The following is a 23971-nucleotide window of genomic DNA, read 5'->3' as shown; positions in this document are numbered from 1 at the left end:
ATGGCTGGCGAAACAATTCTTTCGGTCAAGGACCTGCGCGTCCGCTTCCGCACGCTTGACGGCGTGGTGGAAGCGGTGAAGGGCATCAACCTTCACGTCGACGCCGGTGAGACGGTCGCCGTGGTCGGCGAGTCCGGCTCCGGCAAGAGCCAGACGATGATGGCGGCGATGAGCCTGCTGGCATCCAATGGCGAGGCGTCAGGCGTTGTCGACTATCGCGGCAAGAACCTGCTGACGCTAGGCAAATCGGAACTCAACAAGGTCCGTGGCCGCAAGATCAGCATGATCTTCCAGGAGCCGATGACGTCGCTCGACCCGCTCTACACCATCGGCAACCAACTGATGGAACCGATCCGCAAGCACCGCGGGTTGAGCGGTGCGGAGGCGCGTGCCGAAGCCCTCAGGCTGCTCGAACTGGTCAAAATTCCAGACCCCGAGCGCCGTCTGAAGTCGTATCCGCACGAAATGTCAGGTGGCCAGCGCCAGCGCGTGATGATTGCCATGGCGCTTGCCAACGACCCTGACATCCTGATCGCCGACGAGCCGACCACCGCGCTCGACGTGACGATCCAGGCGCAGATCCTGATGCTGCTTGCCGAACTGCAGCGCAAGCTCGGCATGGCGATCGTCTTCATCACCCATGATCTTGGCATCGTCCGGCGCTTTGCCGACCGGGTCTATGTCATGCGTTATGGCGAAGTGGTCGAGGAGGGCAAGGCCGACGAGCTGTTTGCCAACCCGCAGCACGACTACACCAAGATGCTGCTCGCCGCAGAACCGACCGGTCGCAAGGCAGCGCCGGTGGACACTGCGCCGATCCTTCTCGAAGGGCGCAATGTCGAGGTGGAGTTCAAGATCGGTGGGGGCTTTCTTGCCGGTCCGCCCATGCTGTTGCGTGCGGTCGACCGCATTTCGGTAACGCTCAAGCAATGCCAGACGATCGGCATCGTTGGTGAATCAGGATCGGGCAAGTCGACATTGGGCCGCGCTCTGCTCAGGCTTTTGCCGAGCCAGGGAACGATCCGCTTCGGCGACAAGGATCTGTCAAAGGCCGATCGTGCCGAGATGCGCCCGCTGCGCCGGGAGCTTCAGCTCGTCTTCCAGGATCCGTTCGGCTCGCTGTCGCCACGCATGACGGTGGGGCAGATCATCACCGAAGGCCTGCTCGTGCACGAGCCGTCGCTGTCGACCAAGGAACGCGACCAACGCGCGGTGGCAGCTTTGCGCGAGGTCGGGCTCTCGCCCGAAACACGCAACCGCTATCCGCACGAGTTCTCCGGCGGCCAGCGCCAGCGCATCGCGATCGCGCGCGCGATGATCCTCAAGCCCAAGGTCGTCGTACTCGACGAGCCGACCTCGGCGCTCGACCGATCGGTGCAGAAGCAGATCGTCGAACTGTTGCGCAAGCTGCAGGCCGATCACGATCTTTCCTACCTGTTCATCAGCCACGATCTGGCGGTGGTTCGCGCCATGTCGGACTACATCATCGTGATGAAGCAGGGAAAGATCGTCGAGGAGGGGCTGACCGAGGAGATCTTCGGCGCCCCGCGCGAAGCCTACACCAAGACCTTGATGGCGGCAGCCATCGACGAGACCAAGTTCCGTCTGTCGGCCTGATCGGCAAAGGCATCGTGCCAGAAAAAATGACAAACCGGCCCGGAGATCGATGATCTCCGGGCCGGTTTGTGTTCAGAGCACAAGAACGGAACGGCCGCAGTTTACGCCGTGGACGCGGACATCCGCTTCGCCGACTTTCACACCCACGAGCGTCAGGACGCTATGCAGGAGATCGTCGATAGGTGCAGTGACCCCCGACAGCAGCCCGACAATTGCGGCTTTGACCGCCGCATCGGATGGCACGAACAAGCCAAGGCCGAGGCCCAGCACCTTGAGCTCGACATTGAGCGTCAATCCACTGAGCAATGAGGCGGTCAGGGACTGCGTCAGGTTTCGTGTCGACGCCGATTTGATGGTGCGGGCGTCGATTTCACTCTTGTTGAAGGTGAGCGTCGTCGGCGTCAGGTTGCCGATCCGCACATTGGCGGCACCCTTCACGTCGACGGTGAGGACGTTGAGCCCGACCGGGTTGAGTTTTACCAGTTGCGCGGCTTGCACCACTGGCTTCTTGGTAAAGATCTTGAGGTCGGCTGGATTGATGTCACCGAGCCAGATTTCCGCGACACCGGGTTGGGCAGCAACCGTCACGATGGCACTCGCCGGCTTGCCGGTGGGGCAAGAGACGCTCTTCAGCTGAGCTTCGGCATAGGCCAGTTCGACATAAAGCGGCACTCGGACCGAACCGCCCAGCACGCTGTCGACAAGTCCGCCAGAGCCGCCGACAGTGACGACCAGTTGCAGCCTGGTCTGGGCTGTCCGGACGATCTTGCCCGGCTCGCCGACAGCAAACCAGCTGTAGCCTTGCGGCGGTTCGCCGATGGCAACGTTCAGCTTGACGCCGAGAAGTCCTGGTACGTCGGCGCCAAGGTCGACAGCCACCTGGTTCTTGCCGTTCGCGATCGCTGCCGCGGCACCCAACAACTCCATGATGCCGACATTGGCATCCAGTCCTGCGGCACCACGGCCGGTCGAGAGTTTGCCGATAGCTCCGAGATCAATGTAGTTCGATAGCGGCACCTTGAGCGAGCTTGGGATATGCGCGCCCAACAGCTTCGCCAGGGCGATATCAGCGTCACGGTCTTTGGTCACCGTAGCGAGGGCGGACAATATCTGCCCGACACCCGCCTCAGCCTGCAGAACTTCGCTGTAAGTGCCAGCCGTCAGGTTCAGTTCCGTTTTCAGGGCGTCGATGAACTGCAACGCGTTGACGTCGACTCCCAGCAGCGCATTGTAATCCATCACGTTGAGCGAGAGGGTGGTGCCCAACAAGCCGCCAAGAACGTCATTGAGGAGGCCGCCATTGAGACTGGCAAGCCTGGAGCCGACGGAGAATGCCGCCTCTGCCGGGGCCGTAGCGACGGCTCTGGTGACGATCTTGCGGTCACCAATCAGCATATTGGCGAAAAAGGTGGTTCCGTCCTTTGAGTAGGTGACACGCACCGCGTTGGGCGGCGTTGCGCCGACGACAAAGCGTGTCGAGGCTGCCACCGTCGGGTCGGCCGCATAACGTCCTTTTTCTACAAGCACTCGCTGATAGCAGACGGTCATCGATTGGGCGTTGGAATCGCCGACCAGGACCACATTGTTTTGCCGATTGTTGTTGAACACCTTCAACACGGCCGCGTCGGCCTTGGCGATGTTGGCAGCGGCGTAGATCGCGGCAAGGTCAGTGACCGATTGCGCCTCGCGACGCTCGACATAAAGCGAGCCTTCATCGACCGCCAGCGCCGCGGCCGCCAGTCCGATCGGCAGCGACAGCGCAAACATCGTTGCCATGTTGCCTTTTCTCGAGCCGCGGAAACTGCGTAGCTTGTTGAGAACAGTCGAAAACATTCAGATGCCCCCCACCCGAATTGTCGAAGTGCGCTTTATGGTCTGCTCCGGCATTGGAAGCATCGGAAGCAGGTTCCAGATCGGAAGCTGGCGGGCGTCGTAGCTCAACGAGACAACGAATTGCTCGCTGTCGTTGACATTGTCTTTGACGTCGACTGTCAGCTTTGTCTTGTCGATAAGGACGTAACCGTCGGCATTGAGATCGATGTATCTTTGCGCAAGCGTCTTGCGCTCGGTCTCATTGAGCCCGCCGATCGCGGTTCGGGCTGCGTCGGCTGCCATCTGCTGGACGGAATGCAGGGCGCCGAAGTAAATGCCGTATGCAATCATCCCAAAGACAAGAAGGATGAAGATCGGCGCGACAATTGCAAATTCGATTGCCGATGTGCCGGAGTTAGAGTGAAGAAAACGGCTGGAATCAGGTGGGCGAACACGACGCAGAGGTCTATCCCATCTGCGTAGGAAGCCGATCCGTTCAGCAAAGGGCTCGGATCCGTCTGCTCCTAGTTTGTGACGCTGGCGGGACGCACGTCGCACCCTTGGGTTCTTGCTCGCCGCAAAGGCTGAAAGTCCTTGGAAATATTGTATGCATGCAAAGTATTTATGCTCAATCATATGCCACCTGTTTGGCTTCTGCCAAGATCTTTGTCCCGCTGATCAGAGTTGAACAAGATCAACGCCAGAGTGGCCTCAGAAGATTATCGATTTGCTAATATGCCGCCTCGATGTGGAAAATGACCAAGAAAGGCTCAATTCGAATATTAAAATTCGTTTAAAATATTCTGCGAAATGTATGAGAATCGTCGTTGTTGTTAGAATTCGCGCCGTCGTGAAAAGTGTCTACTCCGGAGCAGCAAGAAAACCGCAACTCTCGATGCCGCTGCATGAGCCTGTAGACGCCCATTGCGAAACGTTGCTTAAGATGAGCACGGACGTTGACTGGCTGTCGCGACAGGTTACCCAGCACAAGAAAAGGCTAGCGCCTGTCGCCAGGCTTAAAGACTTGAGATTTCGGGATTTTCTGGTCGGAGTGGCAGGATTCGAACCTGCCGACCCCATCGTCCCGAACGATGTGCGCTACCAGGCTGCGCTACACTCCGTGACCAGTGGGCGGGCTTATAGCTGCCGGTTCTGGTTCCTGCAAGCGGCAAAGGATTGACTGGCGCAATTTTTCGCAAGTGAGTTATCTTGTTGAGCTTTTTCGGCTTTGTTCCTGTACGGCGGGAGGGGACACTGCCTCAATCTTGCGGTATTCGATCCCGAATAGAATTTATGCGCGGCTTTGGCGCGCCGGAGTGCAGTCGTGAATATCAAGCCTGTTGCCCAAGCATCTCCCAATACGTTCGAATTCGAGACGCGCGCCCTGGTCAAGCCGACCGGCTTTCGCGAGTACGACGCGCGCTGGTGGTTTGGGCATCCGGATTCGACCAAGGAGCCGGAGCTCAACCTGATCGGCGTCCAGGCGCTGGGCATGGGCATTGGCACGTTGATCCGGCGTCTCGGTGCAGGGCCTGACATCGTTGTCGGGCATGATTTCCGTTCCTACTCGATGTCGATCAAGCTGGCGCTGGTTTCGGGGCTGATGGCGGCTGGCGCACGCGTCAAGGACATCGGTCTTGCGCTGTCGCCGATGGCCTATTTCGCTCAGTTCGCGCTCGATACGGCATCGGTCGCCATGGTGACAGCTTCGCACAACGAAAATGGCTGGACCGGAGTCAAGATGGGCGCCGCGCGGCCTTTGACTTTCGGGCCAGATGAAATGTCGGCGCTCAAGGCGATCGTGCTCGATGGCGATTTCGAGTTGATCGGTGGCGGCTCCTACGAATTCGTCCTGGATTTCCGCAAGACCTATCTCGACGATCTGGTTGCCGGCAAACGCATCGGCCGCAAGCTGCGGGGTGGTTGCCGCCTGTGGCAACGGCACGGCCGGCGCGTTCGCGCCGGAGGCGCTGGAGCGCATCGGCTGCGAGGTCATTCCGCTCGATGTCGAGCTTGACCATTCGTTCCCGCGCTACAACCCGAACCCCGAGGACATGCAGATGTTGCATGCCATCAGGGACAAGGTGCTGGAGACGGGTGCCGATGTCGGCCTTGGTTTTGACGGCGACGGTGATCGCTGCGGCGTCGTCGACAATGAGGGCAATGAGATATTCGCCGACAAGGTCGGCGTCATGCTCGCGCGTGACATCTCGGCGCTCCACCCGAACTCCACCTTTGTCGTCGACGTGAAGTCGACCGGCCTGTTCAATACCGACACGGTCCTCGCCGCAAACGGTGCCAGGACCGATTACTGGAAGACCGGCCACTCCTATCTCAAGCGCCGTGTCGCCGAACTCGGCGCTATCGCCGGTTTCGAAAAGTCCGGCCATTTCTTCTTCAATCCGCCGATCGGACGCGGCTATGATGATGGTATCGTCACTGCAATTGCCGTTTGCCAGATGCTCGACCGCAATCCCGGCAAGTCGATGGCCGATCTCTATCGCGCGCTACCCTTGACCTACGGCACGCCGACAATGTCGCCGCATTGCGACGACGAGTTGAAATACGGCGTCGTCGACAAAGTGGTCGCCGACTTCGAGGCGATGAAACGCGACGGTGAAATCTTCGCCGGCCAGAAGATTGTCGATCTGATCACCGTCAACGGTGTGCGTGTCGTGGCCGAAGACGGCACATGGGGCCTGGTGCGGGCCTCTTCCAACAAGCCGGAACTGGTGGTGGTTGTCGAAAGCCCTGTGTCTTCGGAACGCCGACGTGAGATGTTTGAAGGTGTGGATGAGGTGCTGAGACGCAATCCGTCGGTCGGCGCCTACAACCAGACATTTTGAGAGGGGCGGGCATGGCTGAAAGGATCGTCAGTTTTGTCATGAGCGGCGGTGTCGGCTCGCGGCTATGGCCATTGTCGCGCGAGGACAATCCCAAGCAGTTTCATGACCTCGCTGGCGACGGTTCGATGCTGGTCAAGACGCTGAAGCGCCTGGCTGCACGCGACGAGGGTGAGACACCGATCTATCTGATCGCCTCCGAACGCCATGCGGCTCGCGTCCGTGCCGACCTCGCGGCAATCGACCTCTCAGGTGGCGGTGCAATCTTCGAGCCGACCGGCCGCAACACGGCAGCGGCCGTGGCAATCGCCGCATTGCAGACGATCAAGGCTTACGGCGACGGCATCGTGCTCGTGGTGCCTTCGGACCACGAGATTTCGACCCAGCGCCAGTTCTGGGACACGGTCGAGCGCGGCGTGCCCGCAGCAGATGCGGGGCGCCTTGTCGTGTTTGGCATCAAGCCGGCGACGCCGGAGACCGGCTACGGCTATATCGAGGCAGGGGGCGAAAGCGGCGATGTCGCCGACGTCACCCGCTTTGTCGAAAAGCCTGACCTTGCGACCGCCGAAGCCTACCTTGCTGCTGGCAACTTCTTTTGGAATGCCGGTATCTTCCTGTTCAAGGCGAGCGCCATGCGCGACGCCTTCCTCAAGCACCAGACTGAAATCTGGCAGAAGGCCGAAGCCGCGTTCGCGGCGGCGACCAGCGATCTTTCCGGCGTCTACATGCCGCTCGAGCTCTATTCGGCCATTCCGTCGATTTCGATCGACTACGCGATCATGGAGCGCACCAGCGGCATTGCCATGGTGCCGGCGAGCTTCCGCTGGAACGATCTCGGTTCGTGGCAGTCGCTGCTCGATGTCAGCCCCTCCGACAAGAATGGCAACGTGATCGTGGGCGACGTCGTCGCCATCGATTGCGAGAATTCCTATTTGCGCGGCGAAGGTCGGCTGCTGTCGGCAATCGGGTTGAAGGATGTGGCGATCGTTTCGACCTCGGACGCGACCTTCGTTGCGCCGGTCAGCCATAGCCAGAACGTCAAGAAGATCGTCGAACAGCTCGAAAAGAGCGGCCGCCTTGAGACGAAGTTCACGCCCGCGCACGGTCGCGTGCTGGCCAACGGTTCATGGCGCCGTCGTGTCCAGCATTGGCTGATGGAGGAAACACTGCCGCTGTGGTCGACTGTTGGTGTCGACGATCAGTTTGGCGGTTTCCACGAAGCGCTTGGCTTCGACGCACGACCACTCAGCAAGCCGAAACGCATGCGCACCATGGCGCGGCAGGTCTATGCCTTCTCTGTCGCCAAGCAGCGCGGTTGGGACGGCAGGGCCGATGCGCTGATCGACCATGGCATCCGCTTCATGGCCGACAAGGGCCGTACCGAACGCGGCGGCTGGGTCCGCACCTTGAACCCCGACGGCAGTGTCCTGGACGCCGTTGAAGACGCATACGACCATGCCTGTGTGCTTCTGGCACTTGCCCATGCCCATCGCTCGGGTAACGCCGAAGCTCTGGGGCTAGCCACCGAAACATTCGCTTTCCTCGACCAGCATCTTGAGGACGAGCGCATGACCGGCTTCATGGAAAGCCCCGATGGAGAGGGCGTGCGCCGCTCCAACCCCCATATGCACCTGCTTGAAGCGTTTCTCGCCTGGCACGCGGTGACGGGCGACCGTGCCTATCTGCGCCGTGCTGCGCGCATCATTGACCTGTTCCGTAGCCATTTCTTCGAAGTCGACAGCTGGACGCTTGGCGAGTTTTTTGACCGCGACTGGCGTCCTGCCGCTGGTGAAAAGGGTCAGTGGACGGAGCCTGGACACCACTTCGAATGGGCGTCATTGCTGGTCGACTTCGCCGACAAGAGTGGCCAGAAGGATCTGGTCGCCTACGGCCGCAAGCTCTACGCTTCGGCCGTCGCCAACGGCCTCAACAGGGCAACCGGTCTCGCCTACGGCGCCGTGTCGCGGCAGGGCCTGCCTCTCGACAATATCTCGCGCAGCTGGCCGCAGACCGAAGCCATCAAGGCTGCTGTCGCCCTCGACGGCACTGGTGGGCCTGACCTCAAGCCCGAGATCGAGGCGCGAGTCGGCCGCCTGTTCCGCTGGCACATCGATCCGGCGCCACAAGGGTTGTGGATCGACCAGATCGACGAGCGCGGACGCTCGCTGGCCAAGGAAGTCCCGGCCAGCATCTTCTATCACCTGGTGACCGCGTTGACGCAGTATCTCGACAAGACCGAAGAGTTTGCCAACTGAGCCGGCAGCCTAACCGGCTCAGTTGAGAGGTCAGTAGGGGCTCGCCACGTCGCCGGTCTCGACATAGACCGACTTGAGCTGGGAGTAGTGCTGGAGGGCGGCGAGCGAGTTTTCGCGACCGATACCCGACTGCTTGAAGCCGCCGAACGGCAGTTCCACCGGCGTCAGGTTGTAGGTGTTGATCCAACAGGTGCCGGCCTGTAGTTCGGCGATAACGCGATGGGCGCGCGGCAGATTCTTGGTGAAGACGCCGGCGGCGAGGCCGAATTCGGTGTCGTTGGCACGCGCAACGACCTCTTCTTCGCTGCCGAAGCACAACACGCTCATCACTGGGCCGAAGATCTCTTCGCGGGCGATGCGCATATTATCGGTGACGCCGGTGAAGACCGTCGGCTCGACAAAAAAACCACCTTCGAAACCCTGCAGCGAAGGCACGCCACCACCGGTCTGCAGCGTTGCACCTTCGGCTTTGCCGACAGCGATATAGTCGGTGACCTTGTCGTGCTGCGACTTGTTGACGAGCGGCCCCATCTGGGTCTCCGGATCGAGCGGGTCGCCGATGCGGATGGTCTTGGTGCGTTCGACGAGGCGTTCGACAAAGCGGTCGTGCAGGCCCTTCTGGACAAACACCCGGGTGCCGTTGGAGCAGACCTGACCCGTCGAATAGAAGTTGCCGAGCATCGCGCCGCCGATGGCGTTTTCGAGGTCGGCGTCGTCGAAGACGATGATCGGCGACTTGCCGCCGAGCTCCATCGTCGCGTGCTTCATGTGCGAGCCGGCGAGCGCCAGCACCTTCTTGCCCGTCGGCACCGAGCCGGTGAGCGAGATCTTGTCGACCGCCTCATGCGACGCAAGGACGGCACCGACGTCGCCGTAACCCTGGACGACGTTGAACAGACCGTCAGGCAGGCCCGCTTCTGAATAGACCTCGGCCAGCGCCAGTGCTGAGAGCGGCGTGTTTTCGGACGGCTTGAACACCATGGCGTTGCCCATGGCGAGCGCTGGTGCGGATTTCCAACCGGCAACCTGGATCGGATAGTTCCACGCGCCGATGCCGACGCAGACGCCGAGCGCCTGGCGCTTGGTGTAGGCGAAGGGACCGCCGAGATCGACATATTCGCCATTGAAGGCGGCGATAGCGCCGGCGAAATACTCAAGACTGTCGGCGGCCGAAGCGGCGTCCGCCACAAGCGTTTCCTGGATCGGTTTGCCGGTGTCGAGCGTTTCCAGCCGCGAAAGCTCGGCGTTGCGGGTACGCAGGATGTCGGCTGCACGGCGCAGGATGCGACCGCGCTCGACCGGCTTCAGCCGCGCCCAGGCCGGCTGTGCTTCGCGGGCAGCCTCGACGGCCAGTTCGACGATGTTGGCGGTGGCTGAGTGCAGCGAGGCGATGATTTCGCCTGTCGCGGGGTAGATGACCGGGATCGCCGCGCCGCGTTCATCGTCGACGAAGCGGCCATTTACATAGTGCGAAGCTTTGGGTTGGGCGCGCATGCGTCTGCTCCAGTTTGGTATGTCGTGGCGGTCATATCCGGTCGGGCCGGATGATGCTCTATCTGTCTGAGACCTGCCAGCGCGGATTGATCCAGGGTTCCTGGTTGGATGGGGCGAGCGGTGTGCGGCCAAGGATGTGGTCGGCAGCCTTTTCGCCAGTCATGATCGAGGGGCCGTTGAGGTTGCCGTTGGTCACGCGCGGGAAGATCGAGGAATCGGCGACCCGTAGACCATCGACGCCGATGACACGGCATTCGGGATCGACGACGCTCGTCGGATCGTCGGCGCGGCCCATGCGGCAGGTGCCGCAGGGATGATAGGCGCTTTCGGAGTGCTCGCGTATGAAGGCGTCGAGCTGTTCGTCGCTGGCAACGTCCTTGCCCGGTGAAATCTCGCGGCCGCGGAACGGGTCGAACGCCGATTGCGCAAAGATCTCGCGGGTTAGCCGGATGCAGTGGCGGAAGTCCTCCCAGTCGTCGGGATGGGACATGTAGTTGAAGCGGATTTCCGGCTTCGCCCACGGATCGTTCGAACGCAGCGTGACCGCACCGCGCGACTTCGACCGCATCGGTCCGACATGAGCCTGGAAGCCATGCGACTTGGCCGCTGCCTTGCCGTCATAACGTACAGCTGCTGGCAGGAAATGGAACTGGATGTCGGGGTAGTCGACGCCGGCTTTCGAGCGCACGAAGGCGGCTGCCTCGAAATGATTGGTGGCGCCAAGGCCGGTCTTGAAAAACAGCCATTCGGCACCGATCAGCGCCTTGGAGAACGGGTTGAAGACCGAGTGCAAGGTGATCGGCTGGGTCGCCTCCTGCTGGATGTAGAGCTCCATATGGTCTTGCAGGTTCTGGCCGACGCCACGCCGGTCAGCGACGACATCGATACCATGCGCCTTGAGCTGGGCCGCAGGGCCGATGCCGGACAGCATCAGCAGCTTGGGCGAGTTGATCGAGGAGGCAGCGACGATCACTTCACGTCGTGCCTTAACGACCTGAATCTTTCTGCGAGCTTCGATCTCAACGCCGACCGCGCGTTGATTCTCGATCACCACACGCCGGGCGAAGCCATTGACGAGACGGACATTTCCGCGTTTCAGGGCAGGCCTGAGATAGGCGTTGGCCACCGACCAGCGGCGACCGCCGTGGATGGTCTGCTCCATGGCGCCGAAGCCTTCCTGCTTGGAGCCGTTGTAGTCGTCGGTGAGTTCGAATCCAGCCTGCTCGCCGGCTTCGACGAAGGCTTGGTAGAGCGGGTTCTTGCGCGGGCCACGCTGCACGTTGAGCGGGCCTGACGTGCCGCGCCAGCCATCTTCGCCGCCGCTGACATGCTCCATGCGCTTGAAGTAGGGCAGCACGTCGGCATAACCCCAGCCGGCGGCACCCTGTTCGGCCCAATGGTCGAAGTCGTGGGCGTGGCCCCTGACATAGACCATGCCGTTGATCGAGGACGAGCCGCCAAGCACTTTTCCGCGCGGGGTCGCGAGTACGCGCCCGCCAAGATGCGGTTCGGCTCGCTGGAGTAACCCCAGTCGTAGCGGCTCATGTTGAGCGGGATCGACAGCGCCGATGGCATCTGGATCAGCGGGCCGAAATCGGTGCCGCCATATTCGATGACGATCACTGAATTCTTGCCGTCCTCGGACAGGCGGTAGGCCATGGCCGCGCCGGCCGAGCCGGAGCCGATGATGACGTAATCTGCTTCAAGCATTGTTCACATGGACCATGAAATCGGCGAGCGAGACATTGCCGCCGGTGGCAACGAGGAGGACGGTCTTGCCTGACACATCGACCTTGTTTTCCAGCAAGGCGGCGAGCGATGAGGCGCCGGAGGGTTCAAGTACGAGCTTCAGTCGCTCGAACGCCACTTTCATGGCGCGCCGGACGGCTGCGTCGTCAACGGTGAGGCCGCGCACATTCGCGGCCATGACGGCGGCATAAGGAGCATCGCCAGGCCGGCGTGCCATCAAGCCGTCGCAAATCGACTTGGGGCCGAGCGGCATTGTCTCCTGGGCGCCATGAGCCAGCGAGGTGCCCAAGCCGTTGAAGCCTTCCGGCTCGACGGCAAAGACCTGCGTTTGCGGCGACAGGTAGTGAAACGACAGCGCAACGCCGCCGATCAGTCCGCCGCCGCCCACCGGACAAAGCACGATGTCGGCGCCAACACTCTTGGCGGCAAGCTGGTCGAGCGCTTCAAGCCCGGCACCCGCCTGTCCAGCGACGATTTCGGGATCGTCGAAGGGATGGAGAAGAACAAGGTCTTCGGTCTGTGAAATCTCGCGCGCCCTGGCGGAGGCAACCTCCTCGCGGGCGCGCTCGCCGTGGTCGGTGAGCACGACGCGCGCGCCATACCCCTTGGTCGCCTCGCGCTTGGCAGCAGGCGCGTCGATCGGCATGACGATGGTGACCGGGATGCCGAGCGCCTGCCCGGCAGCGGCAAGCCCTTGGGCGAAGTTGCCTGAAGAGTAGGCGACAACGCCGCGTCGCGCTTCTTCAGTCGACAGAGTCTTCAAACGCCAATAGGCACCGCGTGCCTTGAACGAGCCTGCCCATTGCAGCGACTCCGCCTTGACGAAGACGCGCGCAGCACCGGTCTCACGCGCCAATGCCGCCGACTCCAGCAGCGGGGTGAGCTGCGTTGCGCGGGACGTTTCAGCATATGCCCGCCTGAGGTGATCGAGCGTCGGAACCGTCGTCTTTGTCATCATTCGCCTCGCGGAAACCGCTTGTTGTCTTCGAGCACATTGAGATCCATGTGGTTGCGCATGTAGCGCTCGGAAGCCTTTTGCAGCGGCTGGAATTCCCATGGGTAGTAGGCGCCGTTGCGCAGCGCGGGATAGACGACCCAGCGGCGCGCCTGGCTCTCGCGCACTGCGGCGTCGAAGGCTGCCATGTCCCATCGTGCTCGCACTTTGGCCGTGAAGTCAGCGATCAGATTGGCATGGGACGGATCGGTGGCGAGGTTGATGCGCTCGAGCGGATCCGATTCCAGATCAAACAGTTGCGGCGGGTCGATCTCGCAATGGACGAACTTGAAACGGCCCTCGCGGATGCCGACCAGCGGAGCGTAGGAACCCTCGGCGGCATATTCCATCAGGACGGGTGTGGTGCGGTGCACACCATTGACCAGCGGGACGAGCGATTGGCCGTCCGTCCATGGCATGATTGCAGAAAGGTCGATGCCGGCGAGGTCGCACAGTGTCGGTGCCACGTCGAGATTGGAGGTCGGCGTATCGATCAGCCCGGCGGGAACACCCTTGCCCGACATCATCAGCGGCACGCGCGCCGATCCTTCGAAGAAGCACATCTTGAACCACAAGCCGCGCTCGCCGAGCATATCGCCGTGGTCGGAGCAAAACAGGATGATCGTGTCGTCGAGCATCCGGGTCCGTTCGAGCACCGAGACCAGTTCGCCGACCTTGTCGTCGAGGTAGGAGATGTTGGCGAAGTAGCCGCGCCTGGAACGGCGCACCTGCTCGGCACTGATGTCGAAGCTGGCATAGTCGCTGGCGAGATAGAGCCGCTGCGAATGCGGGTCCTGCTGCTCGGCGGGAATGAAGCCGACTTCCGGGTCGAGCGCCGGGCAATTCTCGTAGAGGTCCCAATATTGACGCCGCGCGACATAGGGGTCGTGCGGATGGGTGAAGGAAACGGTGAGGCACCACGGCCGCCGCTCCGCCTGATCGGAGACACGGGCGAAGTCGTAGAGCTTCTGGATGGCGTGGAAGGCGACCTCGTCGTCATATTCCATCTGGTTCGAGGTCTCGGCGATACCGGCACCGGCGGCCGAGCCAAGATTGTGATACCACCAGTCGATGCGTTCGCCAGGCTTGCGATAATCAGGCGTCCAGCCGAAGTCGGCCGGATAGATGTCGGTGGTCAGCCGCTCCTCGAAGCCGTGCAACTGGTCGGGACCGACGAAGTGCATCTTTCCTGACAGGCAGGTGTGGTAGCCGGCAGCGCGCAGGTGGTGCGCGTAGGTTGGGATCGACGAAGCGAATTCGGCGGCGTTGTCATACACGCCGGTGCGCGACGGCAACTGCCCGCTCATGAAGGCGGCACGCCCCGGCGCGCAAAGCGGCGAGGCGGTGTAGTTGTTCCTGAACCGTGCCGACCGCGCGGTCAGCGCCCTGAGATGTGGGGCGTGCAGGAAATCGGCTGGGCCATCCGGGAACAGCGTCCCCGCCAACTGGTCGACCATGACGATCAGGATGTTGGGCCTCTCGGTCATCACAAGACCTTCGCGTGCTTGAGCTTGGCTTCGAGATAGTCCTCGATCAGCGCTGCGGCCGTCGCCGCATCCGGCACGCCGTCCTTGAGGGCCCGGCGAATGTAGAAGCCATCGATCAGCGCGGCGGTGGTTTCGGCGACCCGCTCGGCCTCGGAGCGCGGCAGAAGGGCGGCAAGTCCGCTCATCAGATTGGAATGAAGGCGGCGCGCGTAAACCTTCAGCAGGCGGCGCAGCGCGGGCGATTTCTGCGCCTCGACATAGAATGCCAGCCAGGCGGCAATGGTCTCGGGCTGGAACTGCTTTTCGGAGAAATTGACGGCGATGATGGCCGAAACACGTGCCCGTGCGGTCATGCTTGACTTGAGTGCCATGCGGGCGTCGGCATTCAACTCCGTCAGCTGATAGCGCATGGTTGCTTCGAGCAGGTCTTCCTTGGCGCCGAAATAGTGGTGGGCAAGCGCAGAGGACACGCCGGCACGTCCGGCGATCTCGGACATTGTCACGTCAAGCGTGCCACGCTCGCCGATCGCCGAGATCGTCGCGTCGATCAGCGCTTTGCGGCGCAATGGTTCCATTCCGACCTTGGGCATTCAGCAACCTCCACCGGCAAATCTATTTTTAATTGACGCATCAATCAATAAAAACTCCGCCGCGTAATACCCCATTTCCGACGTTGAACGACATTGAAACTGGTTGAGATTTGTTCAATATTGAACTTAATAGGGGCGTTGGATTCACCCCTGAAATGGCGCAACATGCGCCCTGCGATTGGAGGCAGTGATGACCGCATGCATCGTTGGCTGGGCGCATTCGCGCTTCGGCAAGCTTGAAGGCGAAACGCTGGAAAGCCTGATCACTAAGGTTGCCAGCGAGGCGCTCGAGCATGCCGGCATTGGTCCTGATGACGTCGACGAAATCGTGCTCGGCCACTTCAATGCAGGTTTCTCCGCCCAGGATTTCACCGCCAGCCTAGTGCTGCAGGCCGACGACCGGCTGCGCTTCAAGCCGGCGACACGCGTCGAAAATGCCTGTGCTACCGGTTCGGCAGCCGTGCGACAGGGCATCCGCGCCGTGAACACCGGCTCGCGCATCGTGCTGGTGGTTGGCGCCGAACAGATGACGACGACGCCAGGGCCTGAAATCGGCAAGAACCTGCTCAAGGCATCGTATTTGCCTGAAGACGGCGACACGCCAGCCGGCTTCGCCGGCGTCTTCGGCAAGATCGCGCAAGCCTATTTTCAGCGCTATGGCGACCAGTCGGATGCGTTGGCGATGATTGCCGCAAAGAACCACAAGAACGGCGTCGACAATCCTTATGCCCAGATGCGCAAGGATTTCGGCTTCGATTTCTGCCGCCAGGAAAGCGAGAAGAACCCGTTTGTCGCCGGACCTTTGAAGCGCACCGACTGCTCGCTGGTGTCTGACGGGGCCGCAGCGCTCGTCCTGACCGACAGCACGACGGCATTGCGCATGCGCCGCGCCGTCGCCTTCCGTGCCAACGAGCACGTCCAGGATTTCCTGCCGATGTCGAAGCGCGACATCCTGCAGTTCGAAGGCTGCGAGGTTGCATGGAACAAGGCGCTGAAGTCGGCGGGCGTGGCCCTCGACGATCTGTCTTTCGTCGAGACGCATGACTGTTTCACCATTGCCGAGCTGATCGAGTACGAGGCCATGGGACTTGCGCCACGCGGCGAGGGCGCCCGGATCGCCACGGAAGGCATCACAGCCAAGGACGGACGCTTGCCGGTCAATCCCTCCGGCGGTCTCAAGTCGAAGGGGCATCCGATCGGTGCGACCGGCGTTTCGATGCACGTGCTGACCGCCATGCAGCTTACCGGTGAGGCCGGCGGCATCCAGGTCAAGGACGCCAAGCTCGGCGGCATCTTCAACATGGGTGGGGCTGCGGTCGCCAACTACGTGTCGATCCTGGACCGTATCAGATGAGGCAATCGGCCGTCGTCATCGGCGGTGCGTCGGGCATCGGCCTTGCTGTGGCCGAACGCCTGGTTGCCGATGGCTGGCCGGTGGCAATCATCGATGGCGATGCCGCGGCCCTTGCCGCGGCGGCAGACGTTATCGACAATGACGATGTCGTCTTCATCGAAGCCGATCCGACCGACGAGGACAATGTCGCCGAAGCTTTCGACCAGGTGGTGGATAGTCTCGGCCTCGTCGGCGGGTTGGTGGCCGTGCCCAGCTTCGACCGCCATGCAAGTGCCGAAGATACCAGCGCTGAAATGTTACGCGAAGCGCTCGACATCAACCTGGTTGGGCCGTTCATTGCAGCACGTGCCGCGCTCGAGCGGATGGGCGCTTCCTTGTCCATCGTCAATGTCGGTTCGGTCGCTGGCATGCGCGCCCATCGTGGCAGGCTTGCCGTTGCCGCATCGCAGGCCGGGCTCAAGCTGATGGCCGAGGTGCTGGCGCTGGAGGTTGGCAATCGCGGTGTTCGTGTCAACGCCGTTGCAGCCGGGCCGACCGAGATCGAGGCATCAGCCAATGGCGGTGGGATCGCACCGCGCCTGATGCCGCAGGGACGTTATGCCGAGCCGGAAGAAATAGCCGCCGCGGTCGCCTTCCTGCTCTCCCCCGAAGCGAGTTATATCAACGGCCATACACTTGCGGTGGATGGCGGATTCCTTGCCGCCGCGCTATCGGGAGATAGGGCATGATGCTGCACTGCTAGTGTGGCAGGTGGCATGCCCGGCAAAATCGTCCGCAAGCGCATGAAGGCTCGTTAACAATGACAAATCCGGTTCTTGTAGAGGTGCTGCGCGGCGACCTCGTTGAAAGTGTGCATCGTGGCGCGGTGGCCGTCGTTGACAGCGTTGGCAAGCAGGTTTGGTCAATCGGTGACACGCAACAACCAGTGTTCCCGCGCTCGGCCGTCAAGGCGATCCAGGCACTGCCCTTTGTCGAGAGCGGCGCGGCTGACGCTTATGGCTTCGGCGATCGCGAACTGGCCCTTGCCTGCTCGTCGCATTCCGGTGAAGAGGCGCATGCCAAACTCGCCAACGCCATGCTGGCCAAGGCCGGCCTTGAAGTCGATGCGTTGGAGTGCGGCGCGCACTGGCCCTCGAGCCATGCTGCCACGATCGCGCTGGCGCGCAATGGCGCGTCGCCAAGTGCGCTTCACAACAATTGTTCGGGCAAGCACTCGGCTTTCGTCTGCACCTGCCGCCATCTTGGTATCGCCCATCAGGGTTACGTCAGGCCGGAACATCGTTTCCAGCAGATGATCCGCGAAACGATGGAAGCCGTGACCGGGGCTCGCCACAGCGACGACAATCGCGGCACGGACGGCTGTTCGATCCCGACCTTTGCGGTGCCGCTGCAAAACCTTGCCGTTGGCTTTGCGCGGATGGTCACTGGAAATAGCCTTGGAGAGGCGAGGGCAAAGGCGGCGCGCCGGCTGATGTCAGCCTGCATGGCCGAACCTTTTCTGGTCGCGGGAACCGATAGGGCCGATACGGAGTTGATGCAGACTGCACCCGGACGGATCTTCGTCAAGGTTGGCGCCGAAGGCGTTTTCTGCGCGGCTGTGCCCGAACTCGGGCTTGGCATCGCGCTCAAATGCGACGACGGCGCGGGCAGGGCGGCCGAGATCATGATCGCGGCGGTCCTGGCCAGGCTCCTGGCTGATGACGAAGTGCTGGCGGGTAGCATGATCAAGGCTGCCAATCCTGTGCTCAAAAACTGGAACGGCATTGAAGTTGCGTCGCTTCGGCCCAGCGCTGCATTCGGCTGAGGGCGCAAAGGGCGGGTCAGCCTGGCTGGCTTGTTATCCATGCAGCGAACACCTAGGTTCGATTGATGAGCAGAGCTTTTACCCGCGAAGACGATAGCGAAAACGTAATCGCCGACATTGGCGAGCGGCCGGTCAGCGCGTCGCGAAACCTGGTAACCGAGCAGGGGCTGGTTCATATCGAGACCCAGCTTGCGAGCCTGCGCGAGGATCTGGCCAAGGCTGAGGCCGACGCGGATCGAGAGCGCATCGCGACTGTGTCGCGCGACCTGCGCTATTGGCAGTCACGGCGTGAAACCGCCGAAGTTTCCATTCCCGAGCCCGACAGCACAGTTGTTCGCTTCGGCATGAAGGTCATCGTCGAGGATGACAATGGCAAGCGCAACGTCTGGCAGATCGTTGGCGAGGACGAGGCTGACGCAGCCAAGGGCCGTATCTCCCATGCCTCGCCCATGGCGATAGCGCTGTTTGGCAAGTCCGTCGGCGACCTAGCCTCGGTCAATGGCCATGAGTGGGAAATCGTCGAGCTCGGCAGCTAGGCTTGGATCGGACCCGTGTGATCGCGGAAGAAGGCCGTGGCACCGGCTGCGACCATCAGCACGAACTGGATGGCGTCCTGTTATGATGCTTCGACACTTAAGCCGTTCTGCGGCAAATGCCGTTCATTTGTCGCCGTCGACAAATGGATGGTTCTTGGCGATTTGTTGCCATCTTCGGTGAGGCGCGGCGATCCAAGGCTAGCGCGAATGGCTTTCCAGGTGCGTGAGCGGTTGCTGGTCTGCAAGTTCATCTCATTTTGGCGACCGCCATTGTCGCACCGCAAAGCCGCCACTATACCTTTCGTTTGACTGCAGATGCGGTCGTGACAGAGCATTGCCGGAGAGTCGGCCTATGGCGCAGGACGAGAGCATTTTCATTGGTGCCAGCCGCAAGCCGGACGATAGCTATCAACGACCGGAAGAGTTGCTGCTGAAGTACGGCAACCGCCACGGTCTGGTTACCGGTGCAACGGGTACCGGCAAGACGGTGACGCTGCAGATTCTCGCCGAGGGATTTTCGAACGCCGGCGTTCCGGTGTTTTGCGCCGACATCAAGGGCGACCTCTCGGGCATCGCCATGATGGGCGAGGCCAAGGATTTCCTCACCGCGCGGGCCCAGGCGATCAAGCTCGATCCATATGAGTTCCAGGAATTTCCGGTGATCTTCTGGGACCTGTTTGGCGAACAGGGGCATCCGATCCGCGCAACCGTCTCGGAGATGGGTCCGCTGCTGCTTTCGCGGCTGATGAACCTCACCGACGCACAGGAAGGCGTGTTGAACATCGCCTTCCGCATTGCCGATGAAGAAGGGCTTCTGCTCCTCGACATGAAGGATTTGCAGTCGTTGCTGGCAAACATCGCTGAGCGTGCCGAAGAAATCGGCGCGCGCTATGGCAATGTCACGCGGCCGTCGGTCGGTGCGATCCAGCGTTCGCTGCTGGTGCTGGAACAGCAGGGCGGTGACCATTTCTTCGGCGAACCGGCACTGAAGATCGCCGACATCATGCGCACCACGCGTGACGGTCGTGGCGCCATCAACGTGCTTGCCGCCGACAAGTTGATGATGAACCCGCGGCTTTACGCGACCTTCCTGCTCTGGCTGCTTTCCGAGCTGTTCGAAGTGCTGCCGGAAATCGGCGACCCCGACAAGCCGAAGCTGGTGTTCTTCTTCGACGAGGCCCATCTGCTGTTTGACGAAGCACCGAAGATCGTCGTCGACCGTGTCGAGCAGGTCGTGCGCCTGATCCGCTCGAAGGGCGTCGGCGTCTATTTCGTCACCCAGAACCCGCTCGACGTGCCCGAAACCGTGCTGGCGCAGCTCGGCAACCGCGTCCAGCACGCGCTTCGTGCCTATACGCCACGCGAGCAGAAGGCGGTGAAGACGGCAGCGGATACGTTCCGCCCCAACCCGGATTTCGATTGCGCCAAGGCAATCACCCAGTTGGCCACCGGCGAGGCGCTGGTGTCGACGCTCGAAGCCAAGGGCGTTCCGTCCATGGTCCAGCGGACGCTGATCCGTCCGCCGGCATCCCGGCTTGGACCGATCACCCCGCAGGAGCGTCAAAAGCTGATCAACGAGAGCCCAGTTGCTGGTCAATACGACCAGACGGTCGATCGCGAATCGGCTTTCGAAATGCTGCAGAAAAAGGCGCTCGAGGCGCAAAAGGCCCAGGAAGAGGCGCAGCAGGCGAACACCGGCGGCGGCAGTGGCTGGACCATTCCGGGCTTCGGCAATGACGCACCGGCTTCCGGCGGCCGCAACACCGGCAATGCACCGAGGCCGCGGACCTCGAACCGGCAGACGGTGACCGAAGCAGCGCTAAAGTCGGTGGTGCGCTCGGTCGGCTCGTCGGTCGGCCGTGCGCTGGTGCGCGGAATTCTAGGCAGCCTGAAGAAGGGCTTCTGACCTGCCAGTCCCAGACAGCCCAAAGCAAAACGGCGCGTCGATGACGCGCCGTCTTTGTTGGTGAGTTAGCCCAAGGTCAGGCCATGCCGAGGCCGTTGGTGACCAGGATCGGCGTCTTGGACGGTACGCGATCGTAGAGATCCATGATGTCCTGGTTCATCAGGCGCACGCAGCCCGACGACACCGACTTGCCGATCGTCCACCATTCCGGCGAACCATGGACTCGGTAGAGCGTGTCTTCGTTGTTCTGGAAGATGTAGAGCGCACGCGCGCCGAGCGGATTGTTCAGGCCAGGCGCCATGCCACCATTGCGGACGCTGTATTTCTCAAGCTTCGGATCGCGGCCGATCATGTCGTCCGGCGGGGTCCACTTCGGCCACTTGCGCTTCCACTGGATGACGGCGCGGCCTGACCAGGCGAAGCCGGCGCGGCCCAGGCCGACACCATAGCGGATCGCTTCGCCATTTTCGCGGACCAGGTAGAGGAAGTGCGATGAGGTATCGACGACGAGTGTGCCGGGGCGCTCGCCAGTCGGATCGGCGACCACCTGGCGAAGGAACTGGGGCTTCACCTTCTTGATCGGAATGCCGGGAACCTCATAACCCTCGTCGCTGACGGGGCCATACATGCTGACATAGTCGCCAAAGGCCGGGTCGATGGTTGGTGTCGGCGGGACGATCTGCGGTGCGTCAACAAACTGGCCGCCTCCGCTGACGGTCGAGCAGGCGGAAAGTGCTGCCGTGGCAGCACCTGCGGCCGCCAGGTTGAGAAAGCCGCGCCTGCTGAGGGGGCGGGATGAATCAATGAATGTGGGCATGGCTGCGATCTAGGATTCCAGTTCGAAAGAAATGGTGAATTCAAGGGAAACGGTCGGCGCCCCCTTAACGCTCACGGAGATAGGCCGGTCAAAATCTGACCTTAGGGTGGACAAAGCATGGCGAAGCTGTGACGCGCCAATCACTGTTGCGTTATGGCAACATAGCTGACCTATGGTTAGCTAACCAATTGTAACTAAACCTTCTAGCGACGGCAGGATCAGGGAAGGAGGCAAGTCGCGGTACTCGTCCGGCTGGTCGGAGCGATTGATCCAGACGGTACGGCAGCCGAATTTTGCCGCTCCCGCAATGTCCCAGCGATTGGACGACTGGAACGATATTGCCTCGGGATAGAGGCGCCAACTGCTGGCGACGAGGTCGTAGACCGACTGGTCCGTCTTGAAGCGGCGGACGCTGTCGACGGAGAACACTTCGTCGAGGATCAGGTCGAGCCCTGCCGAGCGCACGGCTGCTTCGAGCATGTCAGGCGAACCATTGGACAGGATGGCCAGCCGCGCGCCATTGTCTTTCAGATTGCGCAGGACGGCAGGAACCTCAGGGTAACAGTCGAGCTGCCAATAGGCGTCGAGCAGCTTGCTGCGCATCGCCGGATCGACTGACGGAACCTTGCTGAAGGCGAAGTCGAGCGCCTGCTCGGTAAGTTGCCAGAAATCGAGATAGGCGCCCATCAAGGTGCGGACCCAGGAATATTCGAGCTGCTTGGCCCGCCAGATCTCGGACAGGAGCTGGCCATCAGGACCAATGTCGGCGGCATGGCGGCGAACAGCCGCGTGGACGTCGAACAGCGTGCCATAGGCATCGAATATGTAGGCGGCGTGGCGCATGCCAATGGTTTTCCGACGGCTTCGTGCCGAGTGCAAGCGCAACCAGCATCTGGCTCCAACATTTCGGCCCCGTGCTGGTTGACGAGGCCTGCCAAAGCCTTTTCGATGCCGCGGTCAACAAGATGCGACGGGAAACCAAATCATGACGCTCGCGGCGGCTGCACAATCGACGACCTGGACCTATGTCGACGGCGACTGGCATGAGGGCAACGTTGCAATCATTGGCCCGCGCAGTCATGCCATGTGGCTTGGCTCAAGCGTTTTCGACGGCGGTCGCTGGTTCGAGGGCGTGGCGCCGGACCTTGAAGCGCATTCGCGGCGCGTCAATTCCTCGGCCATCGCATTGGGTCTGAAACCGACGATGAGCCCCGAGCAGATCATCGGGCTGACCTGGGACGGGCTCAAGAAATTCGACGGCAAGACGGCAGTCTACATCCGTCCGATGTATTGGGCCGAGCATGGCGGCTATATGGGCGTGCCGGCCGACCCGGCGTCGACCAGGTTCTGCCTGTGCCTTTACGAATCACCGATGCTGCCACCGACGGGATTTTCGATCGGCCTGTCGCCATTCCGCCGCCCGAGTATGGAAACCATGCCGACCAACGCCAAGGCGGGCTGTCTCTATCCCAACAACGGCAGGGCAATTCTCGACGCCAAGATGCGCGGCTTCGACAACGCGTTGGTGCTCGATATGCTGGGCAATGTCGCCGAGACCGGCTCGTCCAACATCTTCCTTGTCAAGAACGGCCAGGTTTTCACGCCGGCACCGAACGGAACTTTTCTTTCCGGGATCACACGCAGCCGCACAATGTCGCTTCTTGCCGACCGCGGCTACACGGTCGTCGAAAAGACGCTGTCGGTGCGCGAGTTCCTCGAAGCGGACGAAATCTTCTCCACCGGCAACCACTCCAAGGTCGTTCCGGTGACGCGCATCGAAGATCGAAATCTGCAGCCGGGACCGGTAGCAAAAAAATCGCGCGAGCTATATTGGGAGTGGGCGCACTCTACCGGCAAGGCTTGAGTGCAGCGAAGAAAAAACAGTACCTCTCATCTGTTTCCACGATGATGACGACCTATCTGTAGACGGCATAGTCATGCCGCGAAATTGCCAGCAAGGGAGTATGATCCATGGCTTTTGAATTGCCCGAATTGCCCTACGACTACGAGGCGCTGCAGCCCTTCATGTCGAAGGAAACACTCGAATATCACCACGACAAGCACCACAAGGCTTATGTCGACAACGGCAACAAGCTGGCTGCCGAAGCGGGTATGGACAAGCTGTCGCTGGAAGAGGTGGTGAAGCAGTCGTTCGGCAAGAACGCCGGCCTGTTCAACAACGCGGCCCAGCACTACAACCACGTCCACTTCTGGAAGTGGATGAAGAAGGGCGGCGGCGGCACCAAGCTGCCTGGCGCGCTGCAGAAGGCTGTAGATGCCGACCTCGGTGGCTACGACAAGTTCAAGGCTGATCTGATCGCCGCTGGCACGACCCAGTTCGGTTCGGGCTGGGCCTGGCTGTCGGTCAAGGATGGCAAGCTCGCCATCTCCAAGACCCCGAACGGCGAGAACCCGCTCGTTCACGGCGCGACCCCGATCCTCGGCGTCGATGTCTGGGAACATTCCTATTATATCGACTATCGCAACGCCCGCCCGAAATACCTCGAGGCGTTCGTCGACAGCCTGATCAACTGGGATTACGTGCTCGAGCTTTACGAAAAGGCCTGAGCCTAACCTCGGTTCATATGTTGCGAACGAAAACCCCGGCCAGCGCCGGGGTTTTTGCGTTTGGGTGACAATGTCTGAAAAAGACTAACAGTCACGGAAGCGTGAAGAGAATTTCTGGACGAATTCGGCCAGTTTCGCCGTTGGC

General features: G+C 61.4%; 17 protein-coding genes, 1 tRNA gene and 2 pseudogenes. 10 read left to right on the top strand and 10 right to left on the bottom strand.

The features are described 5' to 3' along the window. Window positions 1-1617 carry an ABC transporter ATP-binding protein gene (locus ACHMW7_RS22320; protein ID WP_395447638.1) on the top strand — a complete coding sequence of 539 codons (1617 nt, stop codon included), beginning with the start codon at window positions 1-3 and terminating at the stop codon, window positions 1615-1617. 72 nt (window positions 1618-1689) lie between these two features. Here ACHMW7_RS22320 and ACHMW7_RS22315 read toward each other — a convergent pair whose 3' ends face one another. The 3 genes from ACHMW7_RS22315 to ACHMW7_RS22305 all read right to left on the bottom strand — a co-directional run bounded on the left by ACHMW7_RS22315 (window position 1690) and on the right by ACHMW7_RS22305 (window position 4550). Further along, window positions 1690-3393 (bottom strand): pilus assembly protein TadG-related protein, encoded by a 1704-nt coding sequence (locus tag ACHMW7_RS22315; protein WP_395447637.1) that lies wholly within the window; start codon window positions 3391-3393, stop codon window positions 1690-1692. Between the two features lie 57 nt (window positions 3394-3450). After that, window positions 3451-4065, bottom strand: coding sequence for a TadE/TadG family type IV pilus assembly protein (locus ACHMW7_RS22310; protein WP_395447636.1), 615 nt, complete (start codon window positions 4063-4065; stop codon window positions 3451-3453). Between the two features lie 407 nt (window positions 4066-4472). Then, window positions 4473-4550, bottom strand: a tRNA-Pro gene (locus tag ACHMW7_RS22305). A 203-nt stretch (window positions 4551-4753) separates the two neighbouring features. Between ACHMW7_RS22305 and ACHMW7_RS22300 the strand changes: the two are divergent. Both ACHMW7_RS22300 and ACHMW7_RS22295 read left to right on the top strand, forming a co-directional pair. Beyond that, window positions 4754-6275 (top strand): annotated as a pseudogene (locus ACHMW7_RS22300) (phosphomannomutase/phosphoglucomutase). 11 nt (window positions 6276-6286) lie between these two features. After that, the gene (locus tag ACHMW7_RS22295) at window positions 6287-8527 is read left to right on the top strand and encodes a mannose-1-phosphate guanylyltransferase/mannose-6-phosphate isomerase (RefSeq protein WP_395447635.1); all 2241 of its coding nucleotides are present in this window, start codon (window positions 6287-6289) and stop codon (window positions 8525-8527) included. 30 nt (window positions 8528-8557) lie between these two features. On the opposite strand, the gene betB is transcribed toward ACHMW7_RS22295, so the two are convergent. From betB to betI, 5 genes and pseudogenes are all read right to left on the bottom strand, one after another. Continuing rightward, entirely contained in the window at window positions 8558-10021 is a 1464-nt protein-coding gene (betB, locus tag ACHMW7_RS22290) for a betaine-aldehyde dehydrogenase (RefSeq protein WP_395447634.1), read from the bottom strand. 58 nt (window positions 10022-10079) lie between these two features. Beyond that, window positions 10080-11731, bottom strand: a pseudogene (gene betA, locus ACHMW7_RS22285) (choline dehydrogenase). Further along, window positions 11724-12725, bottom strand: coding sequence for a threonine/serine dehydratase (locus ACHMW7_RS22280; RefSeq protein ID WP_395447633.1), 1002 nt, complete (start codon window positions 12723-12725; stop codon window positions 11724-11726). Before ACHMW7_RS22280 ends, betA begins: the two are co-directional and overlap by 8 nt. Beyond that, window positions 12725-14251, bottom strand: a complete 1527-nt coding sequence (betC, locus tag ACHMW7_RS22275; protein WP_395447632.1) for a choline-sulfatase — start codon at window positions 14249-14251, stop codon at window positions 12725-12727. Before betC ends, ACHMW7_RS22280 begins: the two co-directional genes overlap by 1 nt. Beyond that, window positions 14251-14841, bottom strand: a complete 591-nt coding sequence (gene betI / locus ACHMW7_RS22270; RefSeq protein WP_395447631.1) for a transcriptional regulator BetI — start codon at window positions 14839-14841, stop codon at window positions 14251-14253. The genes betC and betI overlap by 1 nt, the downstream gene beginning before the upstream one ends. 190 nt (window positions 14842-15031) lie before the next feature. On the opposite strand from betI, the gene ACHMW7_RS22265 reads away from it, so the two are divergent. The 5 genes from ACHMW7_RS22265 to ACHMW7_RS22245 all read left to right on the top strand — a co-directional run bounded on the left by ACHMW7_RS22265 (window position 15032) and on the right by ACHMW7_RS22245 (window position 20441). Further along, entirely contained in the window at window positions 15032-16195 is a 1164-nt protein-coding gene (locus ACHMW7_RS22265; protein ID WP_395447630.1) for an acetyl-CoA acetyltransferase, read from the top strand. Continuing rightward, window positions 16192-16923 carry an SDR family NAD(P)-dependent oxidoreductase gene (locus tag ACHMW7_RS22260; RefSeq protein WP_395447629.1) on the top strand — a complete coding sequence of 244 codons (732 nt, stop codon included), beginning with the start codon at window positions 16192-16194 and terminating at the stop codon, window positions 16921-16923. The genes ACHMW7_RS22265 and ACHMW7_RS22260 overlap by 4 nt, the downstream gene beginning before the upstream one ends. A 71-nt stretch (window positions 16924-16994) precedes the next feature. Further along, window positions 16995-17999 carry an asparaginase gene (locus ACHMW7_RS22255; RefSeq protein ID WP_395447628.1) on the top strand — a complete coding sequence of 335 codons (1005 nt, stop codon included), beginning with the start codon at window positions 16995-16997 and terminating at the stop codon, window positions 17997-17999. 65 nt (window positions 18000-18064) lie between these two features. Further along, the gene (locus ACHMW7_RS22250; RefSeq protein WP_395447627.1) at window positions 18065-18535 is read left to right on the top strand and encodes a GreA/GreB family elongation factor; all 471 of its coding nucleotides are present in this window, start codon (window positions 18065-18067) and stop codon (window positions 18533-18535) included. 352 nt (window positions 18536-18887) lie between these two features. Next, a complete protein-coding gene (locus tag ACHMW7_RS22245) occupies window positions 18888-20441 on the top strand; it encodes a helicase HerA-like C-terminal domain-containing protein (protein WP_395447626.1) in 1554 nt (517 codons plus the stop codon). A 76-nt stretch (window positions 20442-20517) separates the two neighbouring features. Here ACHMW7_RS22245 and ACHMW7_RS22240 read toward each other — a convergent pair whose 3' ends face one another. Both ACHMW7_RS22240 and ACHMW7_RS22235 read right to left on the bottom strand, forming a co-directional pair. After that, window positions 20518-21258 carry a L,D-transpeptidase gene (locus ACHMW7_RS22240; protein WP_395447625.1) on the bottom strand — a complete coding sequence of 247 codons (741 nt, stop codon included), beginning with the start codon at window positions 21256-21258 and terminating at the stop codon, window positions 20518-20520. 180 nt (window positions 21259-21438) lie between these two features. Beyond that, on the bottom strand, window positions 21439-22101 hold the full coding sequence (locus tag ACHMW7_RS22235) for a haloacid dehalogenase type II (RefSeq protein WP_395447624.1): 663 nt from the start codon (window positions 22099-22101) through the stop codon (window positions 21439-21441). Between the two features lie 142 nt (window positions 22102-22243). Here ACHMW7_RS22235 and ACHMW7_RS22230 point away from each other — a divergent pair, with 142 nt between their 5' ends. Together ACHMW7_RS22230 and ACHMW7_RS22225 are read left to right on the top strand one after the other, a co-directional pair. Continuing rightward, entirely contained in the window at window positions 22244-23122 is an 879-nt protein-coding gene (locus ACHMW7_RS22230; protein ID WP_395447623.1) for a branched-chain amino acid aminotransferase, read from the top strand. A gap of 107 nt (window positions 23123-23229) precedes the next feature. Continuing rightward, on the top strand, window positions 23230-23826 hold the full coding sequence (locus ACHMW7_RS22225; RefSeq protein WP_395447622.1) for a superoxide dismutase: 597 nt from the start codon (window positions 23230-23232) through the stop codon (window positions 23824-23826). The last annotated feature ends 145 nt before the right edge of the window (window positions 23827-23971 follow it).

It is taken from the genome of Aminobacter sp. UC22_36, from assembly GCF_044056035.1.
GTDB lineage: Bacteria > Pseudomonadota > Alphaproteobacteria > Rhizobiales > Rhizobiaceae > Aminobacter.
Note: the sequence above shows the minus strand (reverse complement) of the source record. Positions and strands in the feature narration are given on the sequence as shown.